This window comes from Altererythrobacter sp. GH1-8, from assembly GCF_043702085.1.
In the GTDB taxonomy this organism is placed as follows: Bacteria; Pseudomonadota; Alphaproteobacteria; order Sphingomonadales; family Sphingomonadaceae; genus Erythrobacter.
In genome coordinates this window covers 2,191,232-2,207,207 of the sequence record NZ_CP171690.1, presented here as the reverse complement: position 1 = coordinate 2,207,207, position 15,976 = coordinate 2,191,232, and the positions used below count along the sequence as shown (strand labels likewise).

The window sequence follows — 15,976 nt, the reverse complement described above, 5'->3', positions numbered from 1 at the left end:
GAACCTATTGAGCGAGCGCGATCCATTTGCCAAGCAGATCGCGCGCTTTACCGGAATCGATCGCTTCGGCAGCTTCCTCTATGCGTTCTTCCCAGCCCCCTGTTCGGCCCGCAACGCGCAGCGCCGCTGCGGCATTGAGCAGCACAGCATCGCGGTATGCACTTTTCTCTCCGTCAAGCAGCCGCTTCAGGGCAGCCGCGTTGTATTCCGCATCACCACCGCGAATCGCCTCTATTGGAGCATTTTGCAGGCCCGCATCGGCCGCATCGAGGCGTCTCATGGTCACAGCATCGCCGCGCACCTCTGCGACATCATTACCGCCTGCCAGACTGAGTTCGTCGAGCCCTTCGTCGCCTGACACGATCATCGCATGAACCGTGTCGAGCTGCGCCATGGCGCCAGCGTAAATCGGCACGAATTGAGGGCTTGCAATCCCGACCAGCTGCGACTTGACCCCTGCGGGATTACACAGCGGCCCCATCAGGTTGAAGATCGTGCGACGGCCAATCCTGCGCCGGATCGGCATTATTGGCCCCAGCGCGGGGTGATGCTTTTGCGCGAACAGAAACCCGATGCCGATCTGAGCGAGGGTCCTCTCTGCTGTCTCCGCCGCCTTGTCCATATCAAGGCCAAGGACTTCAAGCGTGTCCGCAGCACCCGCTTTGGAACTCGCCGCTCGGTTACCATGTTTCGCGACAGAAACCCCACAGGCCGCGACCACCAGGCTTACACCGGTCGAGACATTGAGCGTGTGCTGGCCGTCTCCTCCGGTTCCGCAGACGTCGATCGCTCCATCCGGCGCTTCGACTGCAATGACACGGGCGCGCATGGCTTTCGCTGCACCGGCGATTTCGCCCGCGGTCTCGCCCCGGTCGGCGAGCGCAACGAGGAAGCGTTCGATGTCATTCTCGCTGGGGTCACCATCGAGGATCATACCGAAAGTATGCTCCGCCTGCTCGACATTGAGCCGGTGCACATGGGGGTCGGGAAGAACGCTCATGATCGCCTCTCCGGCTTTAACTGGCAAATCTCCATGAAATTGGCGAGGAGATCATGTCCGTGCTCGGTCGCAATGCTTTCGGGATGGAATTGCACACCGTGAATCGGCAGCTCCCTATGGCGAACACCCATAACGAAACCATCATCGGAGTGCGCGTTGGCAATAAGCGCGTCAGGCAGGTTTTCGACTATCAGGCTGTGATAACGTGTAGCGGTGAAGGGCGAGGGAAGACCGGCGAAGACGCCCGAACTGTCATGCGAGACGGAAGAAGTCTTGCCATGCATGAGACCTCCTCGGGAGACGCGTCCTCCGAAATGCTGGCCTATCGACTGGTGTCCGAGACACACTCCAAGCAGAGGGCGCCTGGCCGCAGCGCAGGCCGCAACGATATCGAGGCTTACCCCTGCTTCGTTGGGCGTGCAGGGACCCGGAGAAATCAGAATACCCGCCGCCCCTGTCGCGAGCGCGCCAGCAGCGGAAATCGCATCATTGCGCACGACTTCAATATTCGCGCCCAGCTCCATCAGGTAATGCACCAGATTGAAGGTGAAGCTGTCGTAATTGTCGATGACAAGGATATCGGGAGATGTGCTCATTCGCTCGCCCCGTTGTCTCGCTCGACGATGATGAGCGGGCCGAGCGCACCGTTGACATCGAGCCGCGCTGTCCCGGGATCCCACAATGAAGACAGATTGCTGTCGAGATAAAGCGCGTTCGGCGTTTTCAGTTCGTCCCTGAAGAACCGTGCGAGCTGGCCAAAACTGATCGGCGTATCGCTGATAACAAAGTGCGCCTTGCCATCGGCGCTGATGCCAACCCCGTTGCGAAGGGCGCGCGAAGGTCCGTTTTTCTGAATGCCGGGATGCAGTTCGCCATCGATCACAAGCATCGGACCCGATTGCATCCCGAAATCGGGGCGCGCTCCGATTGTGCTGTAGAATCTGTCTGCGGTCCTGATTTCCCATGCTCCACCAGAGCCATAGAATACCCCGTTAGGCTTCAAGTAGAAATTGCCGGAGCCGTCTTCCCGGTCGAGCTCCACGATCCGCTCGCCAGCTTCGACATAATAACCGATTGGGCGGCCGCCACGCTCAAATTCGCCGCCATTCATGGCAAACGCAACACTTGCCTGGTCAACACTCTGCGAAAAGCTGTCGAGAGAACCAAAGACCTTGCCGTCCCCGTCAGCCAGCGCCGTCCGGATCCGGTGATTGGCCGGATCGGCAATGCAATGGGTCAGGACAACGCCTTCAAACTCGGTGGTGGAGCACGCCGAGCCTTCAGCCATTACAGCCTGATTCTGCGTGGCCTGCGCCGCCGGAGCTGCTGCAGTATCGTCATCGCCTTTGCCGATCTCCATGCGGGTGATGGGCTTGCCTTCAGGCGCAGGCTCGCACCCTGCAAGCGCGGCAAGAAGCCCTAGGGCAGAAAGGCTGAGCAAACGCCTCATTGGCCGAACCCTGGTTCGCCCGCAATGCGAGCCGCTTCCCTTGCCGCGGCGATCAATGCGCCAGCCTTGGCCTTGCATTCCGCCAGTTCATAGTCGGGGTCGCTGTCAGCAACGATCCCGGCACCGGCCTGAACATGCATGACCCCGTCCTTCACAACTGCCGTGCGCAGTACGATGCAGCTGTCGACTGAGCCATCCGGAGCGAAATAGCCAACGCCGCCTGCGTAAGCGCCGCGCGCCTCTGGCTCCAGCTCGGCGATGATCTCGCATGCGCGTATCTTGGGCGCGCCTGATACAGTGCCAGCGGGAAAGCCTGCGAACAGCGCATCCAGCGCATCCTTCGAGGGATCGAGTTCGCCCACGACATTGCTTACTATATGCATCACGTGGCTGTATCGCTCGATCGTGAAGCTGTCGGTGACTGCCACGCTGTCACGCGCGGCGACCCGGCCCACATCGTTGCGCCCCAGATCGAGCAGCATGAGGTGCTCTGCGAGTTCTTTCGGATCGGCGAGCAAACTCTTCTCGTTGGCACGATCTTCAGCGCCAGTAGCCCCTCTCGGACGCGTTCCGGCAATCGGCCTGATTGTGACCTCGCCATCGCGCACACGCACGAGGATCTCAGGGCTTGAGCCAACCACTGCAAAACCAGGAAAATCGAGGAAGTAGAGAAACGGGGAGGGATTTACGCGCCGCAATGCGCGGTAAAGCGAGAAGGAAGGCAAGGGAAATGGACAGGTAAAGCGTTGCGCCAGCACCACCTGGAAGATATCGCCTGCAGTAATATAGTCCTTGGCCTTCGCAACCAGCGCCTTGTAATCGTCACCGCGCATGACCGGTTCGAGATCCATCGCTGGGAGGTTGGTCGCTTGAGGTTCAGCCGGACAGCCATGCCCCAGCATGCTCAAAGCTTCATCGATGCGTTCTCCTGCTCGCGCGATCGCTGATGCCGGATCTTGCGCGTGCCAGATCGGCGCGATGCAGAACAGTTCGTCCGTCAGCCGGTCAAACACGAAGATCAAGGTAGGGCGGACAAACAACATGTCGGGCAGGCCAAGCGGGCTGTCGGGGGCACGTGGAAGGTCTTCGACCAATCCCACGGTTTCATAGCCGAAATAACCGACCAGGCAGGCGAGGGCGGGGGGCAGTTCTTCCGGCACGTCAATCTGACAGGAAATCGCCAGGCGGCGCAATTCGGTCAGGCTGTCCTGCGCGCAGTCTTCAAACGCCAAACGGTCATGGTGCCATGCCCGGTTGATGCTTGCAGCCCTGTCGGACGCCCGAAAGACGAGATCGGGATCAAGTCCGAGCAGGCTGTAGCGCCCGCGCGTCTCTCCGCCTTCGACCGATTCGAGGAGGAAATCGCCGCGTTCGGACACTATCAGCTTCGTCGCAACGCTGATCGGCGTTTCCGTGTCAGCGATCACCTTGCGCCAGACAAGCGCCGGTTTACCGCGTGACAACAGGTCAGCGGCCTTCGACGCATTGTGGGGTGCGTTGGCGGGGCTCGGATCGCTCAGCCTGTCTACTCCGTCAGCTTTCGCCGCTGAGCTGTCTGCGCACAGCCTCGATGGCTGTGTCATTCCGCTCAACGCCCAATTCGTCCCGGATGGCGCGCACGAGTTGCCGGGTGTGTTCGTCACTCATGGCGCCTTGCAACTGCGCCCGAGTTGCTGCGAGTATTGGATCATCATCGGCAATCGGATCAGTCGAGATATCCTTGAGATCGACGACAAACCAGCCAAGGTCATTACCAGCCTCAAGCTTCTTGGACGTCCCTTCAGCCATTGAGAACATCAAGGCCAGCGCAGGCGGGACACGGCCTTGTTGGGCCATGATCTGCTCCCGGCCCAGATTGACCTGTTCGGCTGCGGGCAGGCGTTCGGCTTCTGCGGAAATCGCGGCTTGCAGCGTATCCGCCTTGCCTGTTCGCAAACGTTCGAGGATCCGATCAGCCGCTTCCCGCGCCTTCGCCATGCCTTCGGAAAGGCGCCAGCTTATCGTCACCTGTTCCTTGATTTCGCTGAGCGGGGCTGCCGCCGATGGTGTGATATCCGTCACTTCAAAGATCAGATAGGCCTGGCCTCTGACCACTTCTGCCAGTTGCGGCTGCTCCTCCTCCATCTGGAACGCTGTGTCGATGGCCGGACGCAGTACGGGAGAAAGGGGCTGTTGACTCTCTGCGCCATACACTTGTCCGTCCGCAGTGAGCGGCGGTGAGCTGCGCAGCTCCAACCCGAGACCTTGTGCGACCTGCGATAGCGATTCGCCCTGGCCAAGCCGATCATCTATTTCGGCAGACAGGTCTGAGATCGCGGCCGCCCGCTTCTCTGTGCGCAGTTGCTCGCGAATGTCGGGCGTCGCCTGCGCCAGGCTTCGTGCCGCCGTCGTCTGGATGTCTGTAACCCGCACGACATACCACCCCAGCGGAGCGCGCGCAGGGTTTGCAACCTGCCCGCGCGGTGCACTGAACACCGCCTGCGCCACCGCAGCGCTGGTTGACGAGGCGAGATCGCTGCGGCTGACAGCCTCGCTTCGCGCAATCGCGAAGCCGGCTTCGCGCGCGGCAGCTTCAAAGGATGTGCCCGCGTTTACCCGATCGCGGATAGCGATGGCTGCCTGCTCGGTCGGGACAATGAACTGGGCGATACTGCGGGTTTCCTTCGCGCCGTAGACCGCGGCATCGCGTTCATAGCGGGCAGAAATCTCCGCTGGCGTCGGCTCAATACGGTCGTCGACGCTATCAGCACCAAATGTGGCATAGCGCAGCACGCGCCGCTCAGGCCGGATGTAACGCTCACGATTCTTATCGTAGAAGGCCTTCAATTGCGCGTCGGTCGGATCCCCTTCCGGCGCAAATACCGCGCTCGGGACAAGAACGAGTGACCCCGTCCGGCGCTCCCGCAGCAGCGATGCGTAGCGACGGATAAGAGCTTCAGGCATGATGGTGCCGCGCTCAATCGGGGTCAGCAGCTGCTGTGCCAGCAACCCGGTTGCCAGATCCTCACGAACTTCCGCATCGGTCAGGCGCTGCTGTGCAAGCACGCCTTCGTAAGCATCCTGGCTGAAATTGCCATCAGCACCGCGGAAAGCGGGAATGCTCATGATCTCGCTATTGACGAGATTGTCGCCCGCCCTGAGCCCCATCATCTTTGCATATTTTGCAATCGCAGCGCGGTCGATGAGTTGGTCGACAACTTCATCGAGCCCATCCTGGGCGATAAAGGCCTGCATGGTGACCGTCGGGTCGCGCTGACGGATCTGGTCGACCGCGCGGCCAGCCGCTTCTGACAGCTCCGCAGTGCCGATCCGCTCATCACCAACCACTGCAACCCGGTCTCCTCCTGCCACTCCCCCGAAGGTTGCGGTTCCGGCGACGTCGCTGCTGGCGAAAGCAAAGCCGATCAGGACCAGGAAGGCGAGGGTAATGCCGAGGCCGATTTTGGTCTTAAAGAAATTGCGAAAGAATGTGAGCATGTCTGGCGTAGATCCGAACGTGGTTGTGACCGGCAGGAGTGCGGCAATGATGATGGGGATTCTGTCGCAGCCGTAAAGCAGCGCGGTCTTCTCCGTCGCAAAGCGCTTTATCCGCCCTGCGACTTGGCCGCAACAGGTTGGCGGGGGTTTTGACTGGATTGTGAAACATGGCTAGCGGAGCGGGCCCAAGCCGCCATATAGGCGGCGCCACGTTTTTCCGATTCTCTCAAGGAATCAACACAGATCAGGACGACTCTTATGGCCGAGCGGCCCTATATTGTTGGCAATTGGAAGATGCACGGGACGCGTGCGATGCTGTCTGAGGCGCGTGCAATTGATCGCGCGGCCCAGCGGAACATGAGAGTTGAGGTGGCGGTCGCGCCGCCTTTCACACTGATTCACGCCGTTCACCGTGAAGTGGAACAGATCGCTGTCGGCGCTCAGGATTGCCATACGGCGACAGAAGGCGCGCACACCGGGGACATCTCCGCTGCAATGGTCGCCGATGCAGGCGCGAAATTCGTGATCCTGGGGCATAGCGAGCGGCGCGAGAATCATGCTGAAAGCAATTCTGTCGTGCGCGAGAAGGCGGAGGCAGCCTTGGAGGCGGGTCTCAACCTCATCATCTGTTGTGGCGAATCGGCAGAGACGCGGGACAAGGGCAAGGCCGAATCCTTCGTGCTCCAGCAACTGCGCGCGTCGCTTCCCGAAATAGAAAATCCGGCCGAGCGTCTTACGGTTGCCTACGAGCCGATCTGGGCGATCGGAACCGGCAACACTGCAACGCCGGATGATGTCGCTGCCATGCACGCGAAAATTCGCGGTTTGCTCGTGGAACTGTTTGGCGAAGAGGCAGGCGCTGCGATCCGGATCCTTTACGGAGGCTCAGTAAAGCCGGACAATGCACGCGAGCTGATGGCGCTGCCGGATGTCGATGGCGCTCTGGTTGGCGGAGCGAGCCTCTCGGCAGACAGCTTCATGGGCATCGCCCTCGCAGCAGCGGAAGCTGCGGATTGAGGCACTCGCTTCGGCGCTAGAGGCTTGTCCCGGGGTTCTGCTGTCCCTACATCGCGTTTTCCATTCCTTCCTTGCTCTTGATCAGGCTGTAAATCATGTCGCTTTTCCTGTTTCTGACCGTTGTCCAGGCACTCGTGGCCGCAGCTCTGGTTGGTGTTATCCTGATGCAGCGTTCGGAAGGCGGCGGTCTGGGTATTGGCGGCAGCCCTGGCGGTGTCATGGGCGCACGCGGGGCGGCCGACTTCCTCACGCGTTCAACCAAGTGGCTGGCGGTGACTTTCGTGGTCCTGTCGATCGCGCTGGCTGCGGTAGCGGTAGAAACGACCGGCTCTGACGAGATTACCTCGACGCTTGATCGCAATGTGACCCCCGCTGTGCCGGCAGATCCGCTTGCTTCACCCGGCGCAGACCCGCTTGCTGCACCGGCGCAACAGCCGCCAGTTGGCGAAGACCCTCTGGCGGGCGCAACCGAATAAGTTCAGGCAAAACCGATCAAGCTTGTGGATGGCCGCATTTTAGCGGTGCATTTCGCTTGCCACGAATCCACTTAGACCCTTAAGGCCCGACTCCCATGGCGCGGTATATTTTCATCACCGGCGGCGTGGTCTCCTCGCTCGGAAAAGGTCTCATGGCGGCAAGCCTCGGCGCGCTGCTGCAAGCGCGCGGCTACAAGGTCCGCATTCGCAAGTTCGACCCCTATCTCAACGTCGATCCGGGCACGATGAGCCCGTATCAGCATGGCGAGGTCTATGTCACAGACGACGGCGCTGAGACGGACCTCGACCTTGGACATTACGAGCGTTTTACCGGCGTCTCTGCTCGTCAGAGCGACAACATCACTTCAGGCCGCGTCTATCGTGACATCATCGCGAAAGAGCGCCGGGGCGACTATCTTGGCGCGACAGTGCAGGTAATCCCGCACGTCACTGATGCGATCAAGGAGTTTGCTCTCGCTGATCAAGGCGATCATGACTTCATCCTGTGCGAGATTGGCGGAACGGTCGGCGACATTGAGAGCCTTCCCTTCATGGAAGCGATTCGCCAGCTCCGCAACGAGCTGGAGCCGGACCGAACCCTCAGCGTGCACGTTACGCTCGTGCCGTACATCGCGGCAGCGGGAGAGCTGAAGACCAAGCCGACTCAGCATTCCGTGCGCGAACTGGCTTCGCTCGGCATAAAGCCCGATGTATTGCTGTGTCGCTGCGAACATCCGCTGCCCGAAGGCGAGCGTCAGAAAATTGCGAATTTCTGCAATGTGCGCAAGGAAGCGGTCATTCCGGCGCTCGACGCATCATCGATTTATGCCGTCCCGATCCAGTATCACAAGGAAGGTCTCGACACCGAGGTATTGCGCGGCTTTGGGATCAAGGATGCGCCAGAACCCGATCTTTCGCGCTGGAACGATGTGCTCGACCGCTATGAGAACCCCGAAGGCGAAGTAACGATCGGCGTTGTCGGCAAATATGTCGGTCTGCAGGACGCCTACAAATCCTTGAACGAAGCCTTGGTCCATGGCGGCATGGCAAACCGGGTCAAGGTCAATATCCGCTGGATAGACGCCGAGATTTTCGAGCAGGATGATGGTGACGTCGCAACCGCGCTTGAGCCGCTCCACGGCATTCTGGTCCCTGGTGGATTCGGCGAACGCGGCAGCGAAGGCAAGATCGCCAGCGTCCGCTTTGCCCGCGAGCGCAAGGTCCCGTTCCTTGGCATTTGTCTGGGGATGCAGATGGCATGCATCGAAGGCGCACGCAGCGCTGGTTTTGACCAGGCATCTTCGACTGAATTCGGTCAGACAAGCGAACCGGTTGTCGGCATCATTGAAGAATGGATGAGCGAGGAAGGCTTGCAAAAGCGCGAAGAGGGAGGCGACCTCGGCGGAACGATGAGGCTGGGGGCTTACGATGCCAAACTCGCTGGCAACAGTCATGTGTCGCGCCTTTACGGCGGCGCTACATTGATTTCGGAGCGCCATCGCCATCGCTATGAAGTCAACAGCGCCTATATTGCACCACTGGAAAAGCAGGGGCTGGTGTTTTCCGGCATGTCGCCGGATGGTTTGCTTCCGGAAATTGTCGAACGCCCCGATCATCCGTGGTTTGTCGGCGTGCAGTTTCATCCGGAACTGAAGTCAAAGCCGTTTGACCCGCATCCCTTGTTCGCTGGCTTCATCGAAGCGGCACTGGAGCAGTCGCGCCTGGTGTGATCACAGCCTCATGCGTGCAGCATGAGCCTCCCTCGACTTGAAGCGGTACGATGATTGCCGGTGCCGGGCGATTTTCCGCTATGGCGCATTCATACAAGCCAAGGATAATGAGCTTGCCTAGGGCTCGTCTTGCACACTAATCGCATCCGGGTTGATTGCGCGATCATGATGCAACCAAGGGGGCGCCTTGGACAATTGAAGGTTTTGGGTGGCTTTCGGCTGCCGAAAAAGAGCTTGGCTCGGACTTGTCCGTCTTCTGCGACCCGGACGGGCAAGGCTGACCAAGGCGACATTAGTCGCGGGGGCGGCCTGTTAACGACCGCCCCCAACTACTGGACCCAGTCTGTGTCCCTTATTCACGCAATTCGAACCTGATCGAGCCCCGGCTCAAGCCGCTTATCAGGCCGCGTCAGCGGAGCTCTCTTCGCTCGAACTTGGGCTTGAATTTGGGACCGCTTTGAGCGACGCTTGGCCGTTCACTGCAATCTTCTTGGGCTTCATGGCTTCGGGAACTTCGCGCACCAGATCAATGGTCAGCAACCCGTCCGCAAGATCCGCGTTCTCGACCCGGACATAGTCGGCGAGTTCGAAGCGGCGTTCAAACCCGCGATTGGCGATGCCGACATGCAGCATGTCGCCAACGACACCGTCATCATCGCGCTTCTTGCCCTGGATCGTCAGCAGGTTCTGCTGGGCAGTTATATCGAGATCAGCGGGGCGGAAGCCAGCGACTGCCAGCGTAATGCGGTAATTGTCTTCGCCGCGACGCTCGATATTGAAAGGAGGGTAATTGTCACCGTTATTGTTGCGCACCTGGTTCTCAAGAATGTCGAACAGGTGGTCGAAGCCGACAGTGTTGCGGCGATAGGGAGTGAAATCAAAACGTGCCATTTTACAAATCCTCTTGCTTGAGCAATTTGACATGTGATGCGCCTGACCATTCAGCGTCGCACCGGTTTGGCCGCTGCCCCCGCAATTGGCAGGCAGTGGCTAACCCAAAATGTGGGCCGCTCTTGCCCCCTTTTCAAGACCTCAGGCGTTGCTAGATAGATCGCACTTCGAAGAGGATATTCATGGCCAAGCCAAAAATCGATATCTACACCAAATTCGGTTGCCCGTTCTGCGTTCGCGCAAAGGACTTGCTCGATAAAAAGGGGGCACAGTACGAGGAGTATGATATAACTCTCGGTGGGCCGAAGAAGGCGGAAATGCTCGATCGTGCGCCCAATGCGCGCACTGTCCCGCAAATTTTCATTGGCGAGACGCATGTGGGCGGTTCTGATGACCTTGCGGCGCTAGAGCGCGAAGGCAAGCTCGACGCGCTTCTGGCAGGCTGAATGACGCGCATTGCTGTCTTGCAAATGACTTCAGGGATCGATCCTGAAGTCAATTTTACCGTCCTGAAACAGGCGGCGGCCGACGCCGCGCAGGGCGGGGCAGAGATGTTGTTCACGCCTGAAATGGCGTTGCTGCTGGATCGCAACCGGGAGCGTGCTGCACCTCGGATACTTCCTCAATCTTCGTCTCCATTTCCAGCCCGCTTGGCCCAAACGGCCCGAGCAAACCAGATCTGGATGACCGTTGGAGTGCCAGTGCAGCTTGAAAGTGGACGGTATGCCAACCGGCAATGGGTTTTTGCCCCCTCAGGCCAGGATCCCGCGCATTACGACAAGATCCACATGTTTGATGTGGAGCTATCCACCGGCGAGGCCTGGCGCGAAAGCAGCGCTTACGAGCCGGGCAGAGAGGTGGTCACAATTGAGGACACCCCGGTCGGAAGGCTTGGTCTCACCACATGCTACGACATGCGGTTTCCGGCGTTGTACGAAGCGCTTGGCAAACGCAAATGCGATGCCATTGCGATACCTGCGGCCTTCACCGTTCCCACCGGCAAAGCCCATTGGCATGTCCTGCTGCGCGCCCGAGCAATCGAAGCCAGCGCCTTCGTGATTGCTGCCGCGCAAGTCGGCAAGCATGAGGATGGCCGCGAGACCTATGGCCACTCGCTGGTGGTTGACCCGTGGGGGGAAGTGCTGCTGGATATGGGCGGTGAGGACCCGGCGCTGGGCTTCTGCGATATCGACCTGAACCGCATAGCCGAAGTGCGATCACAAGTCCCAAGCCTTGCGAACAAGCGCGACATCCCCAATTAAGGTGTCACCTCTAGGATATTCTCCCACATGATCGTATTCAACCTCTCTTGCGCCGCTGGGCACCGTTTTGAAGGCTGGTTCGGCTCTTCCTCCGACTATGAGGATCAGCAGACCCGCGGCATGGTCGCGTGCCCCCATTGTGGGTCGGCAGACGTCAGCAAAGCGCCGATGGCGCCCGCAGTTCCGGCAAAGGGCAATCAGCGCCGCGATGCCCGCGAAAATCCAGCGAGCGAGCCGAGCCCGATGGCAGGCGGGCAAATCCCGCCGGAAGTGCAAAAGGCAATGCAGGCGCTGGCAGAAGCGCAGGCAAAGGCATTGAAGGAAAGCCGGTATGTCGGCGAGAACCTCGCCGATGAAGCGCGCGCCATGCACTATGGCGAGAAGGACCTGGAAGCGATCCACGGCAGGGCGACGCTCAAAGAGGCGCAGGAACTGCTGGAAGAAGGCGTGCCGGTCGCGCCGCTGCTCGCCCCCTTTACTCCGCCCGACGAGCTCAATTGAGCGCTTGCCCGTTCGGGCCTGTGGAGCGTTATTGCGAGAATCTCCCGTGGTGCTATTGGGGCCTCGGGACCCCGTAGCTCAGCAGGATAGAGCATCAGATTCCTAATCTGAGGGCCGCGCGTTCGAATCGCGCCGGGGTCACCACTTCCAATATCTACTTGTCCAGCGGCACTGCTTCCTTGAAGGTATGCGTGATGTAAGGAAACGGTATCTCGATGCCGGCATCATCCAGGGCCCGCTTGATCGCGCGCATGATCTGATCCTTGGAGGTGGCAGCAGCACCCGCGCTGGATCCAGCCCACCAGCGGACAAGAAAATCGACAGAGCTGGAATTGAACTCGGTTGCAAAGACATCGATGTCTTTGCCCGTGTCGACCGCATCCACGCTCTTAACCGCCTTGCGGATGACCTCGGCGGCCTTGTCCAGGTCGGTATCGTAGGAGACACCAATCACCAGATCGTGGCGGCGCTGAGAAGCATCGGTGATGATCTCCACTGGGTTCTTGAACAGGAAGGCGTTGGGAACGACGGTCAACTCGCCGGATGCCCGGCGCAGATGCGTTTCGCGCAAGGTAATATGCTCGACTGCGCCTTCGATCCCTTCGCATACGATCACATCGCCGATCCGCATCTTCTCCCGCAGCATGATCAGCACGCCTGCCAGAAAATTCTCGAAGATGTCCTGGAAGGCAAAGCCAATGGCGAGGGCGCCTACACCCAATCCGGCGATCAGGCTTCCCGGAGTCAAGTCAGGGAACACCACGATCGCCGCAATGAACACGCCGAGCAGCCACACGCCCAGCTTGACCAGCGTTTCGAGCAGAGCGCGCAGCGAGGGGCGCAGCTCAGTCTTGCCGCTCAACCGATCGACAATCTTGACAGCAAAACCTGCGATCAGACCCGTAATCAGGATGATCAGAAATGCGATCATCAGGCTGGGGATTGCCTCAGTAAAGCCGTACCACATACCGTTCAGCTGATTGTCGATCGTCGCCATCATGTCGAAAATTTCCCTTCAATCCGATCCGCATTGCTCAAGCCGAGCTAAACTGCTGGCACCCCAGATAACCGTTCATCGCAATTCTGGCCAGTTCTCCGGGGGTTGCGCGACAAATCTCTTGAATCGGCGCGTTAACTGTGATTCTGTGAGCATCCGCGAGGGGGATAACATGCGCAAACAACCGAAAGAACAGCTGCGACAAGGACTTGCCTTGCTGGGATTGCTCGCGCTGACTGGATTCGCAATTGCCGGCCCCTCGGGTTTACTCGCCTGGAGCGAGAATTCCGCCAAGCTGGAAAGCCACAAGGCCCATATCGCTGCGCTGCAGGAAAAGCGGGACGAATTAAAGAACCGCGTTGAATTGCTCGATCCGTCAGCTGCGGATCCGGACCTTGTGGGTGAGCTGTTGAGGCGTGAAATGAATATGGTCCACCCTGATGAAGTCGTGATCACGCTGGACGAGAGCGAAGACTAAGCGCGACCTGCTGCGCCGATTTCCACCGCCTGACGATCCATTGACAAGGCAATTATTCAGCAAGATTTCGTATGCAGGACGCGCGCTTTACGTTGCGTCGCGCTTATCCTTGCGCCTATAGGCCTGAGCATCCCCAGGGGCAGAAAACAACGAGGAACAGAGCTTGGCCAAGCAAGCGAAAAGCCGCGAAAGCAATACACTCAAGGCGACCGAGGAAGACACTGAATTCGCCTTGCATTCGCTGCAGGAGGCGCATGAGAAGAACAAGCGCTATGATGCCAGCGAAGACGAGATGCTGCATTTCTATGAGCAAATGCTGCTTATCCGCCGGTTCGAGGAAAAGGCAGGCCAGCTCTATGGCCTCGGCCTGATCGGCGGTTTCTGTCACCTCTACATCGGTCAGGAGGCTGTCGCGATTGGTCTGCAGAGCGCGCTCGATAATGACCGGGACAGCGTGATCACGGGCTATCGCGATCATGGCCACATGCTCGCCTACGGCATTGATCCCAATGTCATCATGGCAGAGCTGACCGGGCGGCAGGCCGGCATTTCCAAGGGCAAGGGCGGCTCGATGCACATGTTCAGCACCGAGCACAAATTCTATGGCGGGCATGGCATCGTCGGCGCGCAGGTCGCGCTGGGCGGCGGGCTGGCGCTTGCGCACAAGTACAATGAGGACGGCGGACTGTGCCTGGCCTATTTCGGTGACGGCGCCGCCAACCAGGGCCAGGTCTACGAGACATTCAACATGGCGGCCTTATGGAACCTGCCGATCGTCTTCGTGGTCGAGAACAACCAGTACGCGATGGGAACAGCGGTCAGCCGTTCCTCCGCCGAAACCGAATTCTATCGCCGCGGCACGGCCTTTCGCATTCCGGGCATGGACGTGAACGGCATGGACGTGCTGGAAGTGCGCGGTGCGGCGGAGATTGCATTCGAGCATGTCCGTGCAGGGCGCGGGCCAGTGCTCATGGAATGCAACACCTATCGCTATCGCGGACATTCCATGTCTGACCCGGCAAAGTATCGCAGCCGCGATGAAGTGCAGGGGATGCGCGACACACGCGATCCGATTGAAGGCCTCAAGAAAATCCTGCTGGAGAAAGGCAAGACCGAGGACGACTTGAAGGCCATCGACAAGGCGATCCGCGCGACGGTCGCAGAAGCGGCAGACTTTGCTGAGACTTCGCCAGAGCCGAAGCCTTCAGAGCTCTACACCGACGTATTGGTGGAGAAGTACTGATGGCAATCGAACTCAAGATGCCCGCGCTTTCACCGACCATGGAAGAAGGCACGCTTGCCAAGTGGCTTAAAGCGGAAGGCGATGAAATCACAGCTGGCGACATCATTGCCGAGATCGAAACCGACAAGGCGACGATGGAATTTGAAGCGGTCGACGAAGGCGTGCTCGCTAAGATCATGGTCGCAGAGGGCACCGAGAACGTCCCTGTTGGCACGGTGATCGCGATGCTCGCTGAAGAGGGCGAGGATGCAGGCGATATATCCGCGCCAAGCGGTGACAAGGCGCAAGTCGCCGAACCGGAACCGGCCGAAACGGAAGCTCCCGCCGCTGCAACCGAGATCACTCCGGAAAGACCCAAGGCTGAACCAAAGTCCGATCCTGCAATCCCTGAAGGTACCAGCTTTACGCAGGTCTCCGTTCGCGAAGCGCTACGCGACGGCATGGCGGAAGAGATGCGCCGTGACGAGCGTGTGTTCGTGATGGGCGAAGAAGTGGCTGAATATCAGGGTGCGTACAAGGTCACGCAAGGCTTGCTTGATGAGTTCGGGCCCAAGCGCGTCATCGACACGCCTATTACCGAATATGGCTTTGCCGGTATCGGGACTGGCGCTGCGATGGGTGGCCTGCGCCCCATCGTCGAGTTCATGACCTTCAACTTCGCGATGCAGGCGATCGACCACATCATCAACTCGGCGGCCAAGACGAATTACATGTCAGGCGGCCAGATGCGCTGCCCAATTGTATTTCGGGGGCCTAACGGCGCCGCAAGCCGTGTCGGCGCACAGCACAGCCAGAACTACGGCCCGTGGTATGCGTCTGTTCCGGGTCTGATCGTGATCGCTCCCTATGACAGCGCGGATGCAAAAGGCCTTATGAAGGCTGCAATCCGCAGCGAGGACCCGGTCGTCTTCCTTGAGAACGAATTGGTCTATGGTCGCAGCTTCGACGTACCGGATTTGGACGACTATGTCCTGCCCATCGGCAAGGCGCGGATCATGCGCGAAGGCTCGGACGTCACAATCGTGAGCTATTCCATCGGCGTTGGCTTCGCGCTTGAAGCGGCAGAGCAGCTGTCAAGCGAGGGAATCGATGCGGAAGTCATCGATTTGCGCACGCTGCGTCCGCTCGACAAGCAAGCCATCCTCGACAGTCTCGCCAAGACCAATCGCCTGGTGATCGCAGAGGAGGGCTGGCCGACATGTTCGATTGCGTCAGAAGTGATCGCGATCTGCATGGAAGAGGGCTTCGATCACCTGGATGCACCGGTACTGCGCGTGTGCAATGAAGACGTGCCGCTGCCCTATGCTGCCAACCTCGAAAAGCTCGCGCTGATTGACACACCGCGGATCGTCGCAGCGGTGAAAAAGGTTTGCTATGCAGACTAGATAAACTTTCGCACCACAGAAAAGGGCCGCTGCGGAAATTCCACAGCGGCCCTTTTTCGTGACGAACCA

At 59.4% G+C, this 15,976-nt stretch carries 16 protein-coding genes and 1 tRNA gene; 10 read left to right on the top strand and 7 right to left on the bottom strand.

Annotation, left to right across the window (positions count from 1 at the left end; all coding sequences use genetic code 11):
• Positions 1-4: 4 nt before the first annotated feature.
• The 5 genes from trpD to ACG9DO_RS10720 are packed head-to-tail and all read right to left on the bottom strand — an operon-like array spanning position 5 to position 5,927.
• Positions 5-1,000, bottom strand: coding sequence for an anthranilate phosphoribosyltransferase (gene trpD, locus ACG9DO_RS10740; protein ID WP_394727754.1), 996 nt, complete (start codon positions 998-1,000; stop codon positions 5-7).
• Positions 997-1,596, bottom strand: coding sequence for an anthranilate synthase component II (locus ACG9DO_RS10735; protein WP_394727752.1), 600 nt, complete (start codon positions 1,594-1,596; stop codon positions 997-999). Before ACG9DO_RS10735 ends, trpD begins: the two co-directional genes overlap by 4 nt.
• Positions 1,593-2,450, bottom strand: coding sequence for a phosphodiester glycosidase family protein (locus ACG9DO_RS10730; protein WP_394727750.1), 858 nt, complete (start codon positions 2,448-2,450; stop codon positions 1,593-1,595). The genes ACG9DO_RS10735 and ACG9DO_RS10730 overlap by 4 nt, the downstream gene beginning before the upstream one ends.
• Positions 2,447-4,033: an anthranilate synthase component I gene (gene trpE / locus ACG9DO_RS10725; RefSeq protein ID WP_394727748.1), complete on the bottom strand. Its 1,587-nt coding sequence runs from the start codon at positions 4,031-4,033 to the stop codon at positions 2,447-2,449. Before trpE ends, ACG9DO_RS10730 begins: the two co-directional genes overlap by 4 nt.
• A complete protein-coding gene (locus ACG9DO_RS10720) occupies positions 3,984-5,927 on the bottom strand; it encodes a SurA N-terminal domain-containing protein (protein WP_394727746.1) in 1,944 nt (647 codons plus the stop codon). Before ACG9DO_RS10720 ends, trpE begins: the two co-directional genes overlap by 50 nt.
• Positions 5,928-6,185: 258 nt before the next feature.
• On the opposite strand from ACG9DO_RS10720, the gene tpiA reads away from it, so the two are divergent.
• The 3 genes from tpiA (at position 6,186) to ACG9DO_RS10705 (ending at position 9,150) form a co-directional block, all read left to right on the top strand.
• On the top strand, positions 6,186-6,944 hold the full coding sequence (gene tpiA, locus ACG9DO_RS10715; protein ID WP_394727744.1) for a triose-phosphate isomerase: 759 nt from the start codon (positions 6,186-6,188) through the stop codon (positions 6,942-6,944).
• A 95-nt stretch (positions 6,945-7,039) separates the two neighbouring features.
• Positions 7,040-7,420: a preprotein translocase subunit SecG gene (gene secG, locus ACG9DO_RS10710; protein ID WP_394727742.1), complete on the top strand. Its 381-nt coding sequence runs from the start codon at positions 7,040-7,042 to the stop codon at positions 7,418-7,420.
• A gap of 95 nt (positions 7,421-7,515) precedes the next feature.
• Positions 7,516-9,150 carry a CTP synthase gene (locus ACG9DO_RS10705; protein ID WP_394727740.1) on the top strand — a complete coding sequence of 545 codons (1,635 nt, stop codon included), beginning with the start codon at positions 7,516-7,518 and terminating at the stop codon, positions 9,148-9,150.
• 399 nt (positions 9,151-9,549) lie between these two features.
• On the opposite strand, the gene ACG9DO_RS10700 is transcribed toward ACG9DO_RS10705, so the two are convergent.
• A complete protein-coding gene (locus tag ACG9DO_RS10700; protein ID WP_394727738.1) occupies positions 9,550-10,041 on the bottom strand; it encodes an Hsp20 family protein in 492 nt (163 codons plus the stop codon).
• 182 nt (positions 10,042-10,223) lie between these two features.
• Between ACG9DO_RS10700 and grxC the strand changes: the two genes are divergently transcribed.
• From grxC to ACG9DO_RS10680, 4 genes are all read left to right on the top strand, one after another.
• Positions 10,224-10,487 (top strand): glutaredoxin 3, encoded by a 264-nt coding sequence (gene grxC / locus ACG9DO_RS10695; RefSeq protein ID WP_394727736.1) that lies wholly within the window; start codon positions 10,224-10,226, stop codon positions 10,485-10,487.
• Positions 10,488-10,511: 24 nt separating this feature from the next.
• Complete coding sequence (locus tag ACG9DO_RS10690; protein WP_394727734.1) at positions 10,512-11,303, top strand: carbon-nitrogen hydrolase family protein; 792 nt, start codon at positions 10,512-10,514, stop codon at positions 11,301-11,303.
• Positions 11,304-11,330: 27 nt separating this feature from the next.
• Positions 11,331-11,804, top strand: coding sequence for a DUF1178 family protein (locus ACG9DO_RS10685; RefSeq protein ID WP_394727732.1), 474 nt, complete (start codon positions 11,331-11,333; stop codon positions 11,802-11,804).
• 67 nt (positions 11,805-11,871) lie between these two features.
• Positions 11,872-11,948, top strand: a tRNA-Arg gene (locus ACG9DO_RS10680).
• Positions 11,949-11,958: 10 nt separating this feature from the next.
• Here the strand turns inward: ACG9DO_RS10680 and ACG9DO_RS10675 are convergent.
• Positions 11,959-12,804 carry a mechanosensitive ion channel family protein gene (locus tag ACG9DO_RS10675; protein WP_394727730.1) on the bottom strand — a complete coding sequence of 282 codons (846 nt, stop codon included), beginning with the start codon at positions 12,802-12,804 and terminating at the stop codon, positions 11,959-11,961.
• A gap of 169 nt (positions 12,805-12,973) precedes the next feature.
• On the opposite strand from ACG9DO_RS10675, the gene ACG9DO_RS10670 reads away from it, so the two are divergent.
• The 3 genes from ACG9DO_RS10670 to ACG9DO_RS10660 all read left to right on the top strand — a co-directional run bounded on the left by ACG9DO_RS10670 (position 12,974) and on the right by ACG9DO_RS10660 (position 15,907).
• Positions 12,974-13,279 carry a septum formation initiator family protein gene (locus ACG9DO_RS10670; protein WP_394727728.1) on the top strand — a complete coding sequence of 102 codons (306 nt, stop codon included), beginning with the start codon at positions 12,974-12,976 and terminating at the stop codon, positions 13,277-13,279.
• A gap of 163 nt (positions 13,280-13,442) precedes the next feature.
• Positions 13,443-14,522: a pyruvate dehydrogenase (acetyl-transferring) E1 component subunit alpha gene (pdhA, locus tag ACG9DO_RS10665; RefSeq protein WP_394727726.1), complete on the top strand. Its 1,080-nt coding sequence runs from the start codon at positions 13,443-13,445 to the stop codon at positions 14,520-14,522.
• Positions 14,522-15,907: a pyruvate dehydrogenase complex E1 component subunit beta gene (locus ACG9DO_RS10660; RefSeq protein WP_394727724.1), complete on the top strand. Its 1,386-nt coding sequence runs from the start codon at positions 14,522-14,524 to the stop codon at positions 15,905-15,907. Before pdhA ends, ACG9DO_RS10660 begins: the two co-directional genes overlap by 1 nt.
• The last annotated feature ends 69 nt before the right edge of the window (positions 15,908-15,976 follow it).

Bases quoted from the DNA above. Each gene is read 5' to 3' on its own strand.
- ACG9DO_RS10730 (WP_394727750.1), bottom strand. From the start codon at position 2,450: ATGAGGCGTTTGCTCAGCCTTTCTGCCCTAGGGCTTCTTGCCGCGCTT.
- ACG9DO_RS10735 (WP_394727752.1), bottom strand. From the start codon at position 1,596: ATGAGCACATCTCCCGATATCCTTGTCATCGACAATTACGACAGCTTC.
- ACG9DO_RS10705 (WP_394727740.1), top strand. From the start codon at position 7,516: ATGGCGCGGTATATTTTCATCACCGGCGGCGTGGTCTCCTCGCTCGGA.
- trpD (WP_394727754.1), bottom strand. From the start codon at position 1,000: ATGAGCGTTCTTCCCGACCCCCATGTGCACCGGCTCAATGTCGAGCAG.
- grxC (WP_394727736.1), top strand. From the start codon at position 10,224: ATGGCCAAGCCAAAAATCGATATCTACACCAAATTCGGTTGCCCGTTC.
- ACG9DO_RS10670 (WP_394727728.1), top strand. From the start codon at position 12,974: ATGCGCAAACAACCGAAAGAACAGCTGCGACAAGGACTTGCCTTGCTG.
- ACG9DO_RS10700 (WP_394727738.1), bottom strand. From the start codon at position 10,041: ATGGCACGTTTTGATTTCACTCCCTATCGCCGCAACACTGTCGGCTTC.
- ACG9DO_RS10720 (WP_394727746.1), bottom strand. From the start codon at position 5,927: ATGCTCACATTCTTTCGCAATTTCTTTAAGACCAAAATCGGCCTCGGC.
- ACG9DO_RS10685 (WP_394727732.1), top strand. From the start codon at position 11,331: ATGATCGTATTCAACCTCTCTTGCGCCGCTGGGCACCGTTTTGAAGGC.
- tpiA (WP_394727744.1), top strand. From the start codon at position 6,186: ATGGCCGAGCGGCCCTATATTGTTGGCAATTGGAAGATGCACGGGACG.
- ACG9DO_RS10690 (WP_394727734.1), top strand. From the start codon at position 10,512: ATGACTTCAGGGATCGATCCTGAAGTCAATTTTACCGTCCTGAAACAG.
- ACG9DO_RS10675 (WP_394727730.1), bottom strand. From the start codon at position 12,804: ATGATGGCGACGATCGACAATCAGCTGAACGGTATGTGGTACGGCTTT.
- secG (WP_394727742.1), top strand. From the start codon at position 7,040: ATGTCGCTTTTCCTGTTTCTGACCGTTGTCCAGGCACTCGTGGCCGCA.
- ACG9DO_RS10660 (WP_394727724.1), top strand. From the start codon at position 14,522: ATGGCAATCGAACTCAAGATGCCCGCGCTTTCACCGACCATGGAAGAA.
- trpE (WP_394727748.1), bottom strand. From the start codon at position 4,033: ATGACACAGCCATCGAGGCTGTGCGCAGACAGCTCAGCGGCGAAAGCT.